Below are 16037 nucleotides of genomic sequence, written 5' to 3'. Positions count from 1 at the left end.
TCCGTCACGCGACGACTCAGCGCTGGCGCTTCTCGCGCACCCGCATGTTCGTGACGATCGGCGTGCCCTGGAACCCGAACAGCTCGCGCAGGCGCCGCTGGATGAACCGGCGGTAGCCCGGGTCGAGGAACCCGGTCGTGAACAGCACGAATGTCGGCGGACGGGTCGCCGCCTGCGTGCCGAACAGGATGCGGGGCTGCTTGCCACCGCGCACCGGGTGCGGGTGCTCGGCGACGAGCTCGGCGAGAAACGCGTTGAACTTGCCGGTCGGGATGCGCTGATCCCACGACTCCAGCGCGGTCTCGAGCGCCGGCACGAGCTTGTCGAGGTGGCGCCCGGTGCGCGCCGACAGGTTGACGCGCGGCGCCCACGTGACGTGCGCGAGGTCCTGTTCGATCTCGCGCTCGAGATACCGGCGACGATCGGCGTTGTCCATGTCGAGGTCGTTGAGGCGGTCCCACTTGTTGAACGCGAGGATCAGCGCACGACCCGACTCGAGGACGAGGTCGATGATGTTGAGGTCCTGCACGCTGATCGACTCGGTCACGTCGAGGACGACGACCGCGACCTCCGCCTTCTCGAGCGCCGCGCTGGTGCGCAGCGACGCATAGAAGTCGGCGCCCTGCGACAGGTGCACACGACGACGGATGCCGGCCGTGTCGACGAGTCGCCACAGCTTGCCGCCGAGCTCCACGACCTCGTCCACGGGGTCACGGGTGGTGCCGGCGAGATCGTTGACGACGACCCGCTCCTCCCCCGCGGCCTTGTTCAGCAGCGAGGACTTGCCGACGTTCGGGCGACCGAGGATCGCGACACGGCGGGGACCGCCGAGCTCGTGCTTCGCGACGGCCGAGACCTCCGGAAGCACCTTCATGACCTCGTCGAGGAGGTCGGCGACGCCACGACCGTGGATCGCTGACACCGGGTGCGGCTCGCCGAGACCGAGGTTCCAGAGTGCCGCGGCTTCGGGTTCCTGGCGCGCGTCGTCGACCTTGTTCGCGATGAGGAAGACGGGCTTCTTCGCCTTGCGGAGAAGCCGCACGACCTCCTCATCGGTCGACGTGGCGCCGACCATCGCGTCGACCACGAACAGCACGACGTCGCAGAGGTCGATCGCGACCTCTGCCTGCGCGGCGACCGAGCGGTCGATGCCCTTGGCGTCCGGCTCCCACCCGCCGGTGTCGACGAGGGTGAACTTCCGGTCCAGCCACTCGGCCTTGTAGGTGACGCGGTCGCGCGTGACACCGGGGGTGTCCTCGACGACGGCCTCGCGGCGTCCGAGGATGCGGTTCACGAGCGCCGACTTGCCGACGTTCGGGCGACCGACGATCGCGACGACCGGCAGCGCCGGCAGGATCTCGACGGCCTCACCACCGGCGGTGAGTCCCGCGAGGAGGTCGGCGTCTTCGTCGTCGAGCTCGTAATCGGCGAGCGATGCACGGAGGGCCTCCGCGCGCTGGTCGGCGAGTTCCTCGTCGAGGTTCGCGAGCTTCTCTTCGAGCTGGTCGGGACCGGCTTCGTACTCGTATTCCTGGTCGGCGCTCATCGCGAGCCTCCTGTTCCGGACCGGATGACGTCCAGGACGGCATCGATGGTCTGCGTGAAGTCGAGGTCGGTCGAATCCACCACGGTCACGCCGGGAGCGGCGGTGAGGAAGTCGACGACCTTCGAGTCGGATGCATCGCGCTTGTGGAGCGCGGCCGCGACAGCGGCGGCATCCTCGGTGGTCAGTTCTGCGCTCCGACGGGCCGCTCGCACCTCGGGGGCGGCGGTCAGCAGGATGCGTACGGGTGCGTCGGGGGCGACGACGGTCGTGATGTCGCGACCCTCGACGATGACGCCGGGGCGTCCCGACTCGGCGACGAGTCGTCGGAAGAGCGTGTTCACCTGCTCGCGGACCGCCGGGACACGCGCGACGCCGCTGACGGCGCCGCTGACCCGCGGTTCGCGAATCGCGTCCGTGACGGTGACGTCGCCGACGCGCACCCAATACTCGTCGGGATTGAGCGAGATGGCGTAGTCGAAGTCGGATGCGGCAGCGACGACCGCCGCCTCGTCATCGGTGTCGGCGCCCCGATCGAGCACGTGCCATGCGAGGGCCCGGTACGCGGCCCCGGTGTCGAGGTAGCCGTACCCGAGGCTGCGCGCTGCCGCCTTCGAGACGCTGGACTTGCCGCTGCCGGCAGGCCCGTCGATGGCGATGGTGACGGTGTCAGTCATTGAGGCTCGCAATCTTCCAGCCGCGTGCGGTGAGTCCTTCGGTCGCGACGGCGACGGCGGACGGAACGACGGCGATTTCACCGAGGCCGAACTGCGCGCCCGGCGAGTGCTCGAGACGGAAGTCCTCGACGTTGACCTCGAGCTCGCCGAGGTCGCCGAAGAGGCGTCCGAGTTGTCCGGGGGTGTCGTCGACGATCACGACGACCGTGTCGAAGCGGCGGTGCTGGCCGTGCTTGCCGGGGAGTCGTTCGACTCCCTCGTTGCCACGGCGGATGGTGTCTGCGACGGCCCGGCGGGAGCCGGGGCTGTCGGGCGCGCGCAGCGCCGAGGCGACGCCGCGCAGGTCGTCGGCGAGCGCGTCGAGCACGTCGACGACGGGCTCCGCGTTCGCCCCGAGGATCTGCACCCAGAGTTCCGGAGCGGATGCCGCAATACGCGTCGTGTCGCGCACGCCTTGACCCGCGAGCTGGAGCGACGTCTCGGGGGCGTCGACGAAGCGGCCGGCGAGCAGCGAGGCGACGAGCTGCGGGACGTGAGAGACGAGCGCGACGGAGCGGTCGTGCTCGGCGGGACGCATCTCGAAGAGCATGGCGCCGAGGTCGAGCGCGAGCCCTTCGACGACGGCGAGGTCGCGGGCGGAGGTCTCTTCGTCACGGCAGATGACCCAGGGGCGGCCGATGAAGATGTCCGCGCGCGCCGCGATGGCCCCGCCGCGCTCACGGCCGGCCATCGGGTGCGAGCCGATGTAGCGGGTGAGGTCGACCCCGCGTGCACGCAGCGCCTGCAGTGGCTCAAGCTTCACGCTCGCGACGTCGGTGACGACGGCTTCCGGGTGCGCGGCGAGCTCGCGTTCGATCACGTCCGCGGTCACGTCCGGCGGTACGGCCACCACGACGAGGCCGGGGGCGTCATCGGGCGCGGCGACACGGCCGGCGCCGTAGTCGACGGCGAGACGCAGCTGGGCGGGCGAGGCGTCGTCGAGGACGACGTCCACGCCGAGAGCGGTGAGCGCGTGGCCGATGCTCGAGCCCAGCAGTCCCGCACCGACGATGCGGACGGTGCCGCTGGTGCGGACGGCGCGGGCGCGCGCGTCAGTGGGCTCGGTCAAGGCTGCTCCTGCGTGGGATCCCCGGGCGGGGTGTCCGCCTGGCGCGCCAAGGTCAGCAGGGCGCCGCGTTCCACTGTAGTCAACTCGCGAGCCTTGCCCGCTGAGAGCGTCCCCAGGTGGAGCGGCCCGAACTGCCGCCGGACCAGGTCGATCACGGGGTGGCCGACGGCCGCCATCATGCGGCGCACGATGCGGTTGCGACCGGAGTGCAGGGTCAGCTCGACGAGGCTCGAGTCGCCGCTCGAGTCGAGCAGGCGGGCCTTGTCCGCGACGATCGGCCCGTCCTCCAGATCGACGCCGCGGGTGAGGGTCGCGATGGTCTGCGGCGTGACGCGCCCCTCGACCTTCGCGATGTAGACCTTCGTCACCCCGAACGACGGGTGCGCGAGCACGTGCGCGAGGTCGCCGTCATTCGTGAGGATGAGGAGGCCACTCGTCTCGGCATCCAATCGCCCCACGTTGTAGAGCCGCTCGGGCCAGTCCTTCGTGAAGCGGCGGAGATCGGGGCGGCCCTGCTCGTCCTTCATCGTCGAGACGACACCGGTCGGTTTGTTGAGCACGACGTAACGCTTGCTCGTGTCGAGCTGGATCGCGGTGCCGTCGACGTCGACGAGATCCGTCTCGGGGTCGATGCGCGAACCGAGCTCGGTGACCACTCGGCCGTTGACACGTACGCGACCCTGGACGATGTACTCCTCGCACACGCGGCGGGACGCGACGCCCGCATTCGCGAGCACCTTCTGCAGACGGACACCTTCGGGCTCGGTCATCGGAGCACCTCTCCCTCGAATCCGGCCGAGCCGTCGTCCAGCAGCGGCGAGATCGGGGGCAGCTCGTCGAGCGAGTTGATCCCGAGGTGGCCGAGTAGTGCGTCGGTGGTCCGGTAGTTGATCGCCCCGGTCTCGGGGTCGGTGAATGCCTCGGTGATGAGGCCGCGCGCGAGCAGCGTACGGACGACGGAGTCGACGTTCACTGCGCGGATGGATGCCACCTGGCTGCGCGACACCGGCTGCTTGTACGCGATGACGGCGAGCGTCTCGAGCGCCGCCTGCGACAGCCGCGACGGCGCCTGCCCGTTCACGAACTCCGCGACGAGCTCGTCGTGCTCCTCGCGGACGTAGAAGCGCCAGCCCCCACCGACCTCGCGCAGCTCGAAGCCGCGGCGGCGAGAGCCGCCCTCGCCGTCGTAGTCCGCGACGATCGTCTCGACGGCCTTCCTGACAGCGGGCACGGGCGAGCCGACGGCGGCGGCGAGCGCAACGAGGCTCTGCGGCTCGTCGACGATGAGCAGGATCGCTTCGACCCGCTCGGCGATATCGGCGGGGTCCTGCGAGCGCTGCGGCGGCTCGAGTGCGGCGTCATCGGTCATAGTCGGCTCCCAACGTGGCGAGGTTCTCGGTCGACCAGCGTTCGGCGGTCCACCGGAGCGTGAGCTCCCCCAGCGGTTCGAGCTGCTCGAACGAGAGGGCGGCGTGGCGGTAGAGCTCGAGCACGGCGATGAATCGGGCGACGACGATGCCGGCCTGGTCGACGCCCGCGACGAGCTCGCGGAAGTTCAGCTGCCCGGCATCCCGGAGCAGCGTGACCACGATCGCAGCCTGCTCTCGGATCGAGACGAGCGGCGCATGCAGGTGGTCGAGGCCGACGTGCGGGATCTCCTTCGGCGCGAACGCGAGCATCGCTATGGCTGCGAAGTCGTCGGGCGAGAGGGTCCAGACCAGTTCCGGGACGGCCCGGCGGTGCTTCTCGTCGAGGCGGACGGCACGGACGTGCCGTTTGGCCTCCCGCTCGAGGCACCGCGAGAACCATGCCGAGACCTCTTTGAAGGCGCGGTACTGCAGGAGCCGGGCGAAGAGCAGGTCGCGCGCTTCGAGGAGTGCGACCGACTCGGCGTCGACGAGCTCGCCCTGCGGCAAGAGCCCGGCGACCTTCATGTCGAGGAGCGTCGCCGCGACGACGAGGAACTCCGACGCCTGGTCGAGCTCGGCATCGTCTTCAAGACCCCGCAGATACGACAGGAACTCGTCGGTGACCCGGCTGAGCGACACCTCGGTGATGTCCATCTCGTGCTTCGAGATGAGGGTGAGCAGCAGGTCGAACGGGCCGTCGAAGTTGCTCAGCGAGACCCGGAACCCGTCACCGGATGCCGCATCGCCGACCGCCGGCGCGCCGAGGTGCTCCTCGGGCTCAGGCGACGGCGCCACGGGACACCAGCTCCCGCGCGAGGCGCAGGTACGCCTGCGCGGCCGAGTGCTCCGGCGCGAACTTCGTGATGGGGACGCCTGCGACCGAGGCATCCGGGAACTTGACCGTTCGACCGATCACGGTCTCGAGCACGTCGTCGCCGAACGCGTCGACGACGCGCTCCAGCACCTCGCGCGAGTGGAGCGTGCGCGGGTCGTACATCGTGGCGAGCACACCGTCGAGGGTGATCGACGGATTGAGGCGATCGCGCACCTTGTCGATGGTCTCGATGAGGAGGGCGACGCCACGGAGCGCGAAGAACTCGCACTCGAGCGGGATCAGCACGCCGTGACTCGCGGTCAGAGCGTTCACGGTGAGCAGGCCCAGCGAGGGCTGGCAGTCGACGAGGATGACGTCGTACTCGCCCGCGACCTTCCGCAGCACGCGCGCGAGGATCGTCTCGCGGGCCACCTCGTTGACGAGGTGGACCTCGGCGGCCGACAGGTCGATGTTCGCCGGGATGACGTCGAGCCCCTCGACCGCGGACGACACGATGACCTCGTGCGGGTCGCGCTTCGGGTCGAGCAGCAGGTCGTAGATCGTCGGGCCGTCGTGCGTCTGGATGCCGAGACCGGCAGACAGCGCACCCTGCGGGTCGAAGTCGACCGCGAGCACGCGACGACCGTACGACGCAAGGCCCGCAGCCAGGTTGATGGTGGTCGTCGTCTTTCCGACGCCGCCCTTCTGGTTGCAGAGCGAGATGATGCGCGCGGGACCGTGCCCGTCGAGCTTCGGCGGGGTCGCGAAGCCGTGATAGGGACGACCGGTCGGGCCGAGCGGCGCGTCCTTCGACGTCGTTCCCGCGGCCTCCGCCGTGCTCCGCTTGCTCGCCACTGATCTCCTGCCTTCGCCGTGCTCACCCGAGTCTAATCACGCGGCGTCGTCGGGACGGGAGGCGCGGCGAGCGCGTCGCTCGAACGGATGGGTCTCTCGTCAGCGCGCTCGCGGGTGCGACGTGAGATAGACATCGCGGAGCGCATCGACGGTCACGTGCGTGTAGATCTGCGTCGTGGCGACCGATGCGTGCCCGAGCAACTCCTGCACGACGCGGACGTCCGCGCCACCCTGGAGCAGATGCGTCGCGAACGAGTGGCGCAGCGTGTGCGGCGAAACGTGCGACGTGAGGCCGGCGCGCTCGGCGGCCTGCTGGATCACGAGCCACACGCTCTGCCGCGAGAGCGGCGCGCCACGTGCACCGAGAAACGCTCGCGGCGTGGCGCGTCCGCGCCTCGAGAGCTCCGGGCGGACCCGCGTCAGGTAGGCGTCCACGGCGGCACGCGCGTACGACCCGACCGGAACGATGCGCTCCTTCGACCCCTTGCCGCGCACGCGCAACACCTCGCCATGGCCGAGGTCATCGACGTCGAGCTCGACGATTTCGCTCACCCGCGCCCCGGTCGCGTAGAGGAGCTCGAGCAGCGCCCGATCGCGCACACCGACGAGGTCCCCGGGCGCGGCATCCGCAGGCAACGGACCGGCACCGTCGAGCAGGCGGGAGACGTCGTCGATCGACAGCGCCTTGGGCAGCCGCATCGGCGCCTTCGGCGGGCGCAGGCGACCCGTCGGATCGGTGTCGGCGATGCCCTCTCGAGCGAGGAACCGGTGCAGACTGCGCACCGAGGATTGCAGGCGCGCGAGCGACGTTGCCGCGGGTGGTGGTTCGGCCATTGCCCGGGCCGCGGCGAAGTCGGCGACGAGTTGCGTCGTGACGTCGGACGTGTCCTGGATGCCACGCTCCTCGAGCCACGCCCGGTATCCCGCGAGGTCGCGGCGGTACGCCTGGACGGTGTGACCCGAGAGGCCGCGCTCGATCGTAATGTGACGCAGGAACGCGTCGACGGCACGCTCGAGGTTCACTCGGCCGGTGCACCCACCGGACGCGAACGGCCTGGCCAGGCGGCATCCGCTTCGCCCAGCGTGGACCAGTCGCGGCTTCGCGCGGCATCGGCGGCGAGCGCGGCGATCACGAGCGAGGGGTTCTGCACCTGTCGCGCGAGCACCGCGTCGACGAGTTCGTCGAGCGGGACCCACCGCACCTCGATGTCGGCTTCTTCCTCAGTCCGCTCGAACGTCTCGGCGGCCGGCGCGAGCCCACGGGCGAGATAGATGCGGATCGCCTCGTCACTGCCGCCGGGGCTCGTGAAGAAGTCGGACAGCACGTGCCACTCGGTGGCGGTGAGGTCGGCTTCCTCTGCGAGCTCGCGCTTCGCGGCCTCGAGCGGGTCCTCCCCTGGGATGTCGAGGAGGCCCGCCGGGATCTCCCAGTCACGCACTCGCACCGGATGCCGGTACTGCTGGATCAGCAGCGCACGATCCTGCTCGTCGAGGGCGAAGATCGCCACCGCACCGGTGTGATCGACATACTCACGGACGATGGACCCGCCGCCGTACGTGAAAGCGTCGCGTCTGATGTTCCAGACCCGCCCCCCGTACACGGTGGTCGAATCGGTGACGTCGACCAGAACCGGCTCGTCACGCAGGTCGCTCGCGGCCATCGGGGTTCAGCCCTCGTTCTCGTCGTCGAACAGCTCGCTCGACCGGTGTCGGACGAGCGCCGCGGCGATGAGGCCACGGAACAGCGGGTTCGCCTCGGTCGGGCGCGAACGCAGCTCTGGGTGCGCCTGCGTCGCGATGTAGTACGGGTGCACCTCACGGGGCAGCTCGACGTACTCGACCAGATCGAGCTCGGGGTTCAGGCCCGAGAACACGAGACCCGCGTCGGCGATCTGCGCGCGATACGCATTGTTGACCTCGTACCGGTGACGGTGCCGCTCGGTGGCGCGGTTCGAGCCGTAGACCTCAGCCGCGACCGAACCCTCGGCGAGCTCCGCCTCGTAGAGGCCGAGGCGCATCGTTCCGCCCAGGTCACCGCGGTCGAGGATGTCGACCTGCTCGGCCATCGTGGCGATGACCGGGTGCGGGGTCTCCGGGTCGAACTCGCTCGAGGATGCACCCTCGATGCCAGCGACGTGGCGGGCGTACTCGATGACCATGCACTGCAGGCCGAGGCAGATGCCGAGCGTCGGCAGCCCCTGTTCGCGGGCGAACTTCAGCGCGCCGAGCTTGCCCTCGATGCCGCGGATGCCGAATCCGCCGGGAACGACGATGCCGTCGACTGCGGACAGCGCCTTCGCGGCGCCCTCGGGCGTCTCGCACAGATCGGACGGGATCCACGTGATCTGGACCTTCGTCTCCTGCGCGAACCCCCCGGCCTTGAGCGCTTCGGTGACCGAGAGGTATGCATCGGGCAGGTCGATGTACTTGCCGACAAGACCGATCGTGACCTCGTGCTTGGGGTTGTGGACGGCGTTGAGGACCGTGTTCCACCGCGTCCAATCCACGTCGGCCGCCTTGCCGAGGCCCAGGGCGCGGACGATGTAGTCGTCGAGGCCCTGCTCGTTCAGCATCGTCGGGATGTCGTAGATCGACGGCACGTCGACGGCGTTCACGACAGCGTCCTCGTCGACGTCGCACATGAGCGCGATCTTGCGCTTGTTGGCGTCGGTGACGGGTCGGTCGCTGCGAAGGACCAGTGCGTCCGGCTGGATACCGATCTGGCGCAGCGCCTGCACGGAGTGCTGGGTCGGCTTGGTCTTCTGCTCGCCGGAGGCGCCCATGAACGGCACGAGCGAGACGTGGACGAAGAAGACGTTGCCGCGACCGAGTTCGTGGCGGATCTGCCGAGCCGACTCGATGAACGGCTGCGACTCGATGTCGCCCACGGTGCCGCCGACCTCGGTGATGATGACGTCGGGCCGGGGCTCCTCAGTCGCCTGCAGGCGCATGCGGCGCTTGATCTCGTCGGTGATATGCGGGATCACCTGGACGGTGTCGCCGAGGTACTCGCCACGCCGTTCCTTGGCGATGACCTGCGAGTAGATCTGGCCGGTCGTGACGTTCGCCGCCTGGCTGAGCTCGACGTCGAGGAAGCGCTCGTAGTGACCGATGTCGAGGTCGGTCTCGGCGCCGTCGTCGGTGACGAAGACCTCACCGTGCTGGAACGGGTTCATCGTTCCGGGGTCGACGTTCAGGTACGGGTCGAGCTTCTGCATGACCACGCGGAGGCCGCGGGCGGTCAGGAGGTTGCCGAGGCTGGCGGCCGTCAGGCCCTTCCCGAGCGACGAAACGACACCACCCGTCACGAAGATGTGCTTGGTGATGTCGTTTTTGCGTCCCGCGCCCGAAGTGTCCGTCACGGGCTTTCACTTTATCAGCCGTCAGTCCGAGGTGGCCCCGAACGGATGCCGGGTGTCGCCCGATCGACCTTCGGTCAGGATTCCGCGCCGAGCGCCAGCAGCTCGCGAGCATGGTCGAGCGCGACCGAGGAATCCGTCATCCCCGACAGCAGTCTCGCCATCTCAGCGGCGCGCTCGTCACCGCTGAGCGCTCGCACACTCGACGCGGTGACCGACCCGTCATTCGCTTTCACGACGGTCAGGTGGTTGTTCGCGAACGCGGCGACCTGCGCGAGATGGGTGACCGCGATCACCTGGCTGTTCTCGGCGAGTTTCGCGAGACGCCGACCGACCTCGATCGCAGCGGCGCCGCCGATCCCGGCATCCACTTCGTCGAATACGAAGGTCGGAACCGGGTCGGTCGCGGCGATGACGACTTCGATCGCGAGCATGACGCGGCTCAGCTCACCGCCCGATGCGCCTCGCGCGACCGGGCGCGGCGTCGCACCGGGATGGGGAGCGAGCATGATCGTGACGTCGTCGCGCCCCGTCGTCGTCTCGGGCGCGTCGTCGACCGAGACGACGAGCGTCGCGTCCGGGAGCGCGAGGTGCCGGAGCTCGTCCGTGACAGCGGCTCCGAGCCGCTCGGCGGCCGCACGACGAGCGTCGGTGAGCGCAGCGGCTGCGGCGTCGAGGTCCGCGCGAAGCCGCTCCTGCTCCGCCGTGAGCCGCTCGATCCGGTCGGAGTCGTCGTCGAGCTCCACGAGTCGGGCCGAGCCCGTCGACAGCACGGTCAGCGCCTCGGCGAGACTGCCGTGGGTCCGGACGAGGTCGCCGATCGCGGCTCGTCGCTCTTCGACCAGCACGAGTTCGTGCGGGCCGGTCTCGTCGAGGTCTGCGAGGTAGCTGCTCAGCTCGGCGGCCACGTCGGCGACGCGGTAGCCGAGTTCCTCGAGTGTCGCGGCGTGTGCGCGCAGCGTCTCATCGCTCGACGCCGCGCGTTCGAGTTCCCGACGCGCCTCACCGAGCAGCAGCTGCGCGTCGGGCTGGTCGTCGTCGCTCGACAGTGCGGCGTGGGCGGTGACCGCCGCACGGCGCAGTTCCTCCGCATTGGCGAGCCGCTCGGCCCGCTGTGCGAGCTCGACGTCCTCGTCCGGGGCGGGGTCGACGGCTTCGATCGTCGCGATCGCGGCCCGCAGCTCCGCGGCCTCGCGGGCGCGCGTCTCCTGCTCGGTCGTCAACGTCTCCAGCTCGGATGCCGCCGCCCGCCAAGCCTCGTACACGGTGCGGTACTCCGCGAGCGGACCGCTGACGGCCGATCCCCCAAAGCGATCGAGGGCATCGCGCTGGGCGGCCGCAGACTTGAGCCGGAGCTGGTCGGACTGGCCGTGGACCACAACGAGGTGGTCGGCAAGATCGGCGAGGACGCCGGCCGGAGCCGTCCGCCCGCCGACGGTCGCTCGGCTCCGGCCCTCGCTGCTGAGTGTCCGACCGAGGTACAGCTCGGCGTCGCCGCCACCGACGGGTTCGATGTCGCCACCGGCGTCGCGGACGCGCTCGGCGACGTCACCCGTCTCGGGGACGATCCAGACGCCGTCGACCGACGCCTGCTCGGCGCCCGAGCGAACGGCACCCGAGTCGGCGCGCTGACCGAGCAGCAGGCCGAGGCCGGTGACGACCATCGTCTTGCCGGCGCCGGTCTCACCGGTGATCGCCGTAAAGCCCTTGCCGATGGGCAGGGTCGCGCTCGCGATCACACCGAGGTCGCGCAGACGGATCTGTTCGATCACGAGGCCGCCTTCGGGTCACCGCGCCAGCCGGCGACCGGCAGCTGGAACTTGCGCACGAGCCGATCGGTGAACACCGACGGGTGCAGTCGCGCGAGGCGCACGGGCCGCGACGACTTGCGGACCACGACCGACGCACCGGGCGGCAGGTCGTGCGACCGCCGACCGTCGCACCAGAGCACGCCGGTGCCCTGGTTACGGCGCAGCACGTCGAGACGCACCCAGGTATCGGGGCCCAGAACGAGCGGCCGGGCGAACAGTGCGTGCGCCGACAGCGGAACGACGCTGATCGCTTCGACAGACGGCCAGACGACGGGTCCGCCGGCGGAGAAGTTGTACGCGGTCGACCCGGTCGGCGTCGCGACGACCACACCGTCGCAGCCGAAGCTCGACAGCGGACGCCCGTCGATCTCGATCATGAGCTCGAGCATGCGCTCCCGCGCCGCCTTCTCGACGGTGGCCTCGTTGAGTGCCCACGTCTCGTAGACGACAGCGCCGTCCGCATCGCGCACCTGCACCGCGAGTGCCATCCGCTCGTGGATCTCATAGTCGCGAGCGATGACTCGACCGATCGCTTCGTCGATGTCGTCGGCTTCGAGCTCGGCGAGGAAGCCGACGTGCCCCATGTTGATCCCGAGGATCGGGACCGATGCACTCCGAACCAGTTCTGCCGCGCGCAGGATCGTCCCGTCACCGCCGAGGACGATGGCGACCTCCAGGTCGGCCACGTCGACGGCCTCACCGAGCACGACGGTGTCGATGTCGGCGACGACGGCGACGAGATCGGGATCGTCGCCCGGGAGCACCGCCTGCGCCCCGGCCGCCTGCACGGCCGCGATCACGCGCCGGGCACCTGCGACCGTGTGCTCGCGGTGCGCGTGCGCAACCACGAGGATGCTGCGCGTCGCGTCGGTCATGCGGCTCCCGCCAGTCGGTTCACAGTGTCCAACCATTGTGTCGGATTCGTCTCGTCGGTCGCTCCGAGCGTGAAATGCGCCACGAACTCGCGGTTCCCGTGCGTCCCGGCGATCGGCGAGGAGACGACGCCCCGCGTCCCGAGTCCGGCGTCCCATGCCGCCCACAGCACGCCCGCCACGGCATCCGCCCGCTTTCCGGCATCCGTGACCAATCCTTCCCGCACGCCGGTACGACCGACCTCGAACTGCGGCTTGATCAGGAGCACGAGGTCGGTATCGGGTGCGCAGACGGATGCCGCAGCCGGCAGCACGTGCGCCAGCGAGATGAACGACAGGTCACCGGTCACGAGACCCGGCGCCGCTTCCACCCCGCTCGCCTCGGCGAGCGACGCGGGCGTCATGTGTCGGACGTTGAACCCCTCGACCGAGATGACGCCGGCGTCGGCCCCGATCTCCGCGCTGAGCTGACCGTGACCGACGTCGACCGCGATGACCGGATCGGCGCCGCGCTCACGGAGGACCTGCGTGAACCCGCCGGTCGACGCGCCCATGTCGAGCGCGATCCGTCCCTCGACGGGGACGTCGAACGCGTCGAGTCCGGCGATGAGCTTGTGGGCCGCGCGGCTGACGTAGTGGTCGGATGCCGCGACGGTGATCGCATCGTCGTCCCCCACCTTCGCGGAGGGCTTGACGACGGGACGGCCGGCAACGCTGACGAGTCCCGCCTCGATCAACTGGGCAGCGTGGGTGCGAGAGCGCGCGAGCCCGCGCGCGGCGACCGCCGCGTCGAGCCGGGACGTCATGCGAGCCGGTCGCGGGGGCCGGAGTCGAGCCGACGCGCGAGGTCGTCGTGCAGGCGTGCGTACGCGGCGGCACGCTCGCTCAGCGGCTGATCCTCGATGACGTCGAGCGTCGAGACGAGGTCTTCGCGGCGATCGTCGGCGTCAGCGGCATCCATCGACATGTCCACAACGATACGCCCGCGAGCGGCGCTGGCTGCGGAGGTCAGGGCCGATGGAACGGGTCGGCGTAGAGCCGCTCCGGAACGCGGAATCCGTAGATCGCCCGCCCGGTCCCCCAGATCGCGGCTGCACCGGCACGGACGAGGTCGATCGGTCGATCGCCTTCCGCGACGATCCGGACGTCGACGCCGTCGATCTGCACCGATGCACCACCCACGGTCGTGATGTCGCCGCGCACCGTGGTCGCGGGATACGGCTCGTGGAGCTCGCGCAGGTCGCCGAGGATGAACGTCGGGTGGGAGTTCTTCGGCGCCGCGAGGACGTGCTTGGGCCGATCGATGCCGGTCAGCACGAGAGCGGACGCGATGCCCGCCGACTGTGCGCCGGCGATGTCGGTGTCGAGGCGGTCGCCGATGAAGAGCGGATGCTTCGCTCCGAACCGCGCGACGGCCTCATCGAAGATCGGGCGTTCTGGCTTGCCCGCCACGGTCGCGAGGCGCCCGACGGCGGTGTGCACCGCGGAGACGAGCGTGCCGTTGCCGGGCGCGATGCCTCGCCCCTGCGGGATCGTCCAGTCGGTGTTCGTGGCGATCCACGGAATGCCGCCCTTGTCCTCCGGCGTCGCGAGCGCGTATGCCGCCTCGGCGAGCTGCGTCCAGCCGACCTCGGGCGCGAAGCCTTGGACGACTGCGGCGGGCGCATCGTCGGCGCTGCGTGTGGCGACGAAACCGGCTTTCTCAAGTTCGTAGACGAGTCCGTCGCCACCGACGACGAGCACCTTCGACCCGGCGGGCACACGGTCTCGCAGCAGGCGCATCGCCGCCTGCGGACTGGTCACGACCTCGTCGGGCTGCGTCGGCAGGCCGAGATCCGAGAGGTGGCCGGCAACGACGCTGTCGCGTCGTGAGGCGTTGTTGGTGATGTAGGCGAGCCGTCGATCGGATGCCGCACGCGTGAGGCTGTCGACGGCGTGCGGGATCGCACCGGACCCTGCGTAGACGACGCCGTCGAGATCGGCGAGGACCAGGTCGACGTCGTGCAGCGGCGTCGGGGTCGCGCGTGAGAACAGCCCCATCAGTCGCGGTCCGACGCGCTCTCGTCGTCCGACGCCTCGACCTCGGAAGGCTCGTCTTCGGACGCCTCGTCGTCGATGAGCTCGAGCTCCTCGATCTCGTCGACGAACACGGTCTCGCTGTCGGCGTCTTCGTCACCGAGCGCCTCAGCGGCGATGTCGGCGCGACGCTGCCACTCGGATGCCTCGTCGGCGCGGCCGAGCTCCTCGAGCACCGCGGCACGCGCGGCGAAGAGGGCGGGGCTCCACGAGAACGCGCGGTCGGGGTCGAGCTCGGGGATGTCGAGTTCCTGCAACGCGCGGTCGGCCTCGCCGAGGTCGAGACGGGCGCCCGACATGGCGATGGCGAGCTCGACGCGAACGTCGACGGGAAGCGACGCGCGCTCGACGGCGCGACCGACCTCGAGCGCTCGGTCGGGACGACCGACGCCTCGTTCGCTGTCGACCATGAGGGCGATCTGGTCGTCCTTCCCCGAAATCCGTCGATAGGTACGAAGTTCGCGGAGCGCAAGCGCGAAGTCACCTGTCGCATACGCCGTGATCGCGACAGTCTCGCGCACGACGGCGATGCGGCCGGCGCTGCGCGACGCCGCGAGAGCGTGCTGGTGCGCGAGCGCCGGGTCCTCCTCGATGAGGTTGGCCGCCATCGCGAGGTGGCGTGCCACCTGCTCGGCATTGTCCTTACTCAGGGTCTTGAGTTCGTTGCGCGCAGCACCGTTGAGGTCGCGTGCCGTGATCTCGTCAGGGACGACGGGACCGGATGCCGCCTCGCGACGGTCCGAGCCCTGCGGAGGTCGCGACGCGCGACGCTCGCCACCGAAGTCGGGACGTCGATTCGGACGGTCACCGCGATCGCCCCGGAACGGACGGTCACCGCGATCGCCCCGGAACGGACGGTCACCATCCCGCTTCTCGAACGGACGACGTTCCCCGTCGCGCTTCTCGAACGGACGACGTTCCCCGTCGCGCTTCTCGAACGGACGACGCTCGCCATCACGCTTCACGAACGGACGACGCTCGCCATCACGCTTCGCGTACGGACGGGCGTCGCCATCGCGCTTCGCGTACGGACGCTTGTCACCGTCACGCTTCTCAAACGGACGACGCTCGCCATCACGCTTCGCGTAAGGACGCTTCTCACCGTCGCGCTTCGCGTACGGACGCGCGTCACCGTCGCGCTTCTCGAAGGGACGACGCTCCCCGTCGCGCTTCTCGAACGGGCGACGCTCGCCATCACGCTTCTCGTAGGGACGGCGATTACCATCGCGCTTCGCGTACGGGCGGGCCTCCCCGTCGCGCTTCGTGTAGGGACGAGCATCGCCGTCGCGCTTCGCGTAGGGACGAGCATCGCCGTCGCGCCGCGGAGTGCGCGGACGGTCGGAGCGGGAGCTCGAGGAAGACGGCTTGAACGTACGCTTCTTGCCGTCGTTACGCGGCTGCTCGTCGTCAGTCATCTCGTCCTCTTCTCCTCGGTTGTTAACTGGAAATGGCCACCCTGCGTTGGGTGGCCATTTCCTGAAAGAAGTCCGGCGGTGTCCTACTCTCCCACAGG

General features: G+C 69.9%; 16 protein-coding genes. All 16 read right to left on the bottom strand.

Annotated features, from left to right (window positions below; genetic code table 11):
• Positions 1-16 precede the first annotated feature (16 nt).
• The 16 genes from der to QNI14_RS11470 all read right to left on the bottom strand — a co-directional run bounded on the left by der (position 17) and on the right by QNI14_RS11470 (position 15939).
• Positions 17-1546 carry a ribosome biogenesis GTPase Der gene (gene der / locus QNI14_RS11545; protein ID WP_283716771.1) on the bottom strand — a complete coding sequence of 510 codons (1530 nt, stop codon included), beginning with the start codon at positions 1544-1546 and terminating at the stop codon, positions 17-19.
• A complete protein-coding gene (gene cmk / locus QNI14_RS11540) occupies positions 1543-2220 on the bottom strand; it encodes a (d)CMP kinase (RefSeq protein ID WP_283716770.1) in 678 nt (225 codons plus the stop codon). The genes der and cmk overlap by 4 nt, the downstream gene beginning before the upstream one ends.
• Positions 2213-3328: a prephenate dehydrogenase gene (locus QNI14_RS11535; protein WP_283716769.1), complete on the bottom strand. Its 1116-nt coding sequence runs from the start codon at positions 3326-3328 to the stop codon at positions 2213-2215. Before QNI14_RS11535 ends, cmk begins: the two co-directional genes overlap by 8 nt.
• On the bottom strand, positions 3325-4098 hold the full coding sequence (locus QNI14_RS11530; RefSeq protein WP_283716768.1) for a pseudouridine synthase: 774 nt from the start codon (positions 4096-4098) through the stop codon (positions 3325-3327). Before QNI14_RS11530 ends, QNI14_RS11535 begins: the two co-directional genes overlap by 4 nt.
• Complete coding sequence (gene scpB / locus QNI14_RS11525; protein WP_283716767.1) at positions 4095-4697, bottom strand: SMC-Scp complex subunit ScpB; 603 nt, start codon at positions 4695-4697, stop codon at positions 4095-4097. Before scpB ends, QNI14_RS11530 begins: the two co-directional genes overlap by 4 nt.
• Entirely contained in the window at positions 4687-5532 is an 846-nt protein-coding gene (locus QNI14_RS11520; RefSeq protein WP_430539277.1) for a segregation and condensation protein A, read from the bottom strand. The genes scpB and QNI14_RS11520 overlap by 11 nt, the downstream gene beginning before the upstream one ends.
• Positions 5516-6406, bottom strand: coding sequence for a ParA family protein (locus QNI14_RS11515; protein ID WP_283716766.1), 891 nt, complete (start codon positions 6404-6406; stop codon positions 5516-5518). The genes QNI14_RS11520 and QNI14_RS11515 overlap by 17 nt, the downstream gene beginning before the upstream one ends.
• Positions 6407-6505: 99 nt before the next feature.
• Entirely contained in the window at positions 6506-7429 is a 924-nt protein-coding gene (gene xerD / locus QNI14_RS11510; RefSeq protein ID WP_283716765.1) for a site-specific tyrosine recombinase XerD, read from the bottom strand.
• Positions 7426-8067, bottom strand: a complete 642-nt coding sequence (locus QNI14_RS11505) for an NUDIX domain-containing protein (RefSeq protein ID WP_283716764.1) — start codon at positions 8065-8067, stop codon at positions 7426-7428. The genes xerD and QNI14_RS11505 overlap by 4 nt, the downstream gene beginning before the upstream one ends.
• Before the next feature lie 6 nt (positions 8068-8073).
• Positions 8074-9768, bottom strand: coding sequence for a CTP synthase (gene pyrG / locus QNI14_RS11500; RefSeq protein WP_283716761.1), 1695 nt, complete (start codon positions 9766-9768; stop codon positions 8074-8076).
• A gap of 74 nt (positions 9769-9842) precedes the next feature.
• Positions 9843-11537: a DNA repair protein RecN gene (recN, locus tag QNI14_RS11495; protein WP_283716760.1), complete on the bottom strand. Its 1695-nt coding sequence runs from the start codon at positions 11535-11537 to the stop codon at positions 9843-9845.
• Positions 11534-12451, bottom strand: a complete 918-nt coding sequence (locus QNI14_RS11490; protein WP_283716759.1) for an NAD kinase — start codon at positions 12449-12451, stop codon at positions 11534-11536. Before QNI14_RS11490 ends, recN begins: the two co-directional genes overlap by 4 nt.
• Positions 12448-13254 (bottom strand): TlyA family RNA methyltransferase, encoded by an 807-nt coding sequence (locus QNI14_RS11485; RefSeq protein ID WP_283716757.1) that lies wholly within the window; start codon positions 13252-13254, stop codon positions 12448-12450. Before QNI14_RS11485 ends, QNI14_RS11490 begins: the two co-directional genes overlap by 4 nt.
• A complete protein-coding gene (locus QNI14_RS11480) occupies positions 13251-13415 on the bottom strand; it encodes a hypothetical protein (protein WP_283717133.1) in 165 nt (54 codons plus the stop codon). The genes QNI14_RS11485 and QNI14_RS11480 overlap by 4 nt, the downstream gene beginning before the upstream one ends.
• Before the next feature lie 41 nt (positions 13416-13456).
• Positions 13457-14488, bottom strand: a complete 1032-nt coding sequence (locus tag QNI14_RS11475) for an HAD-IIA family hydrolase (RefSeq protein WP_283716755.1) — start codon at positions 14486-14488, stop codon at positions 13457-13459.
• Positions 14488-15939: a primosomal protein gene (locus QNI14_RS11470; RefSeq protein ID WP_283716754.1), complete on the bottom strand. Its 1452-nt coding sequence runs from the start codon at positions 15937-15939 to the stop codon at positions 14488-14490. The genes QNI14_RS11475 and QNI14_RS11470 overlap by 1 nt, the downstream gene beginning before the upstream one ends.
• Positions 15940-16037: the final 98 nt, after the last annotated feature.

Source organism: Microbacterium dauci (assembly GCF_030065535.1).
Classification (GTDB): Bacteria; Actinomycetota; Actinomycetes; order Actinomycetales; family Microbacteriaceae; genus Microbacterium; species Microbacterium dauci.
The sequence above is the reverse complement of the archived record's forward strand: the minus strand, read 5'-3'. Positions and strand labels throughout refer to the sequence as shown.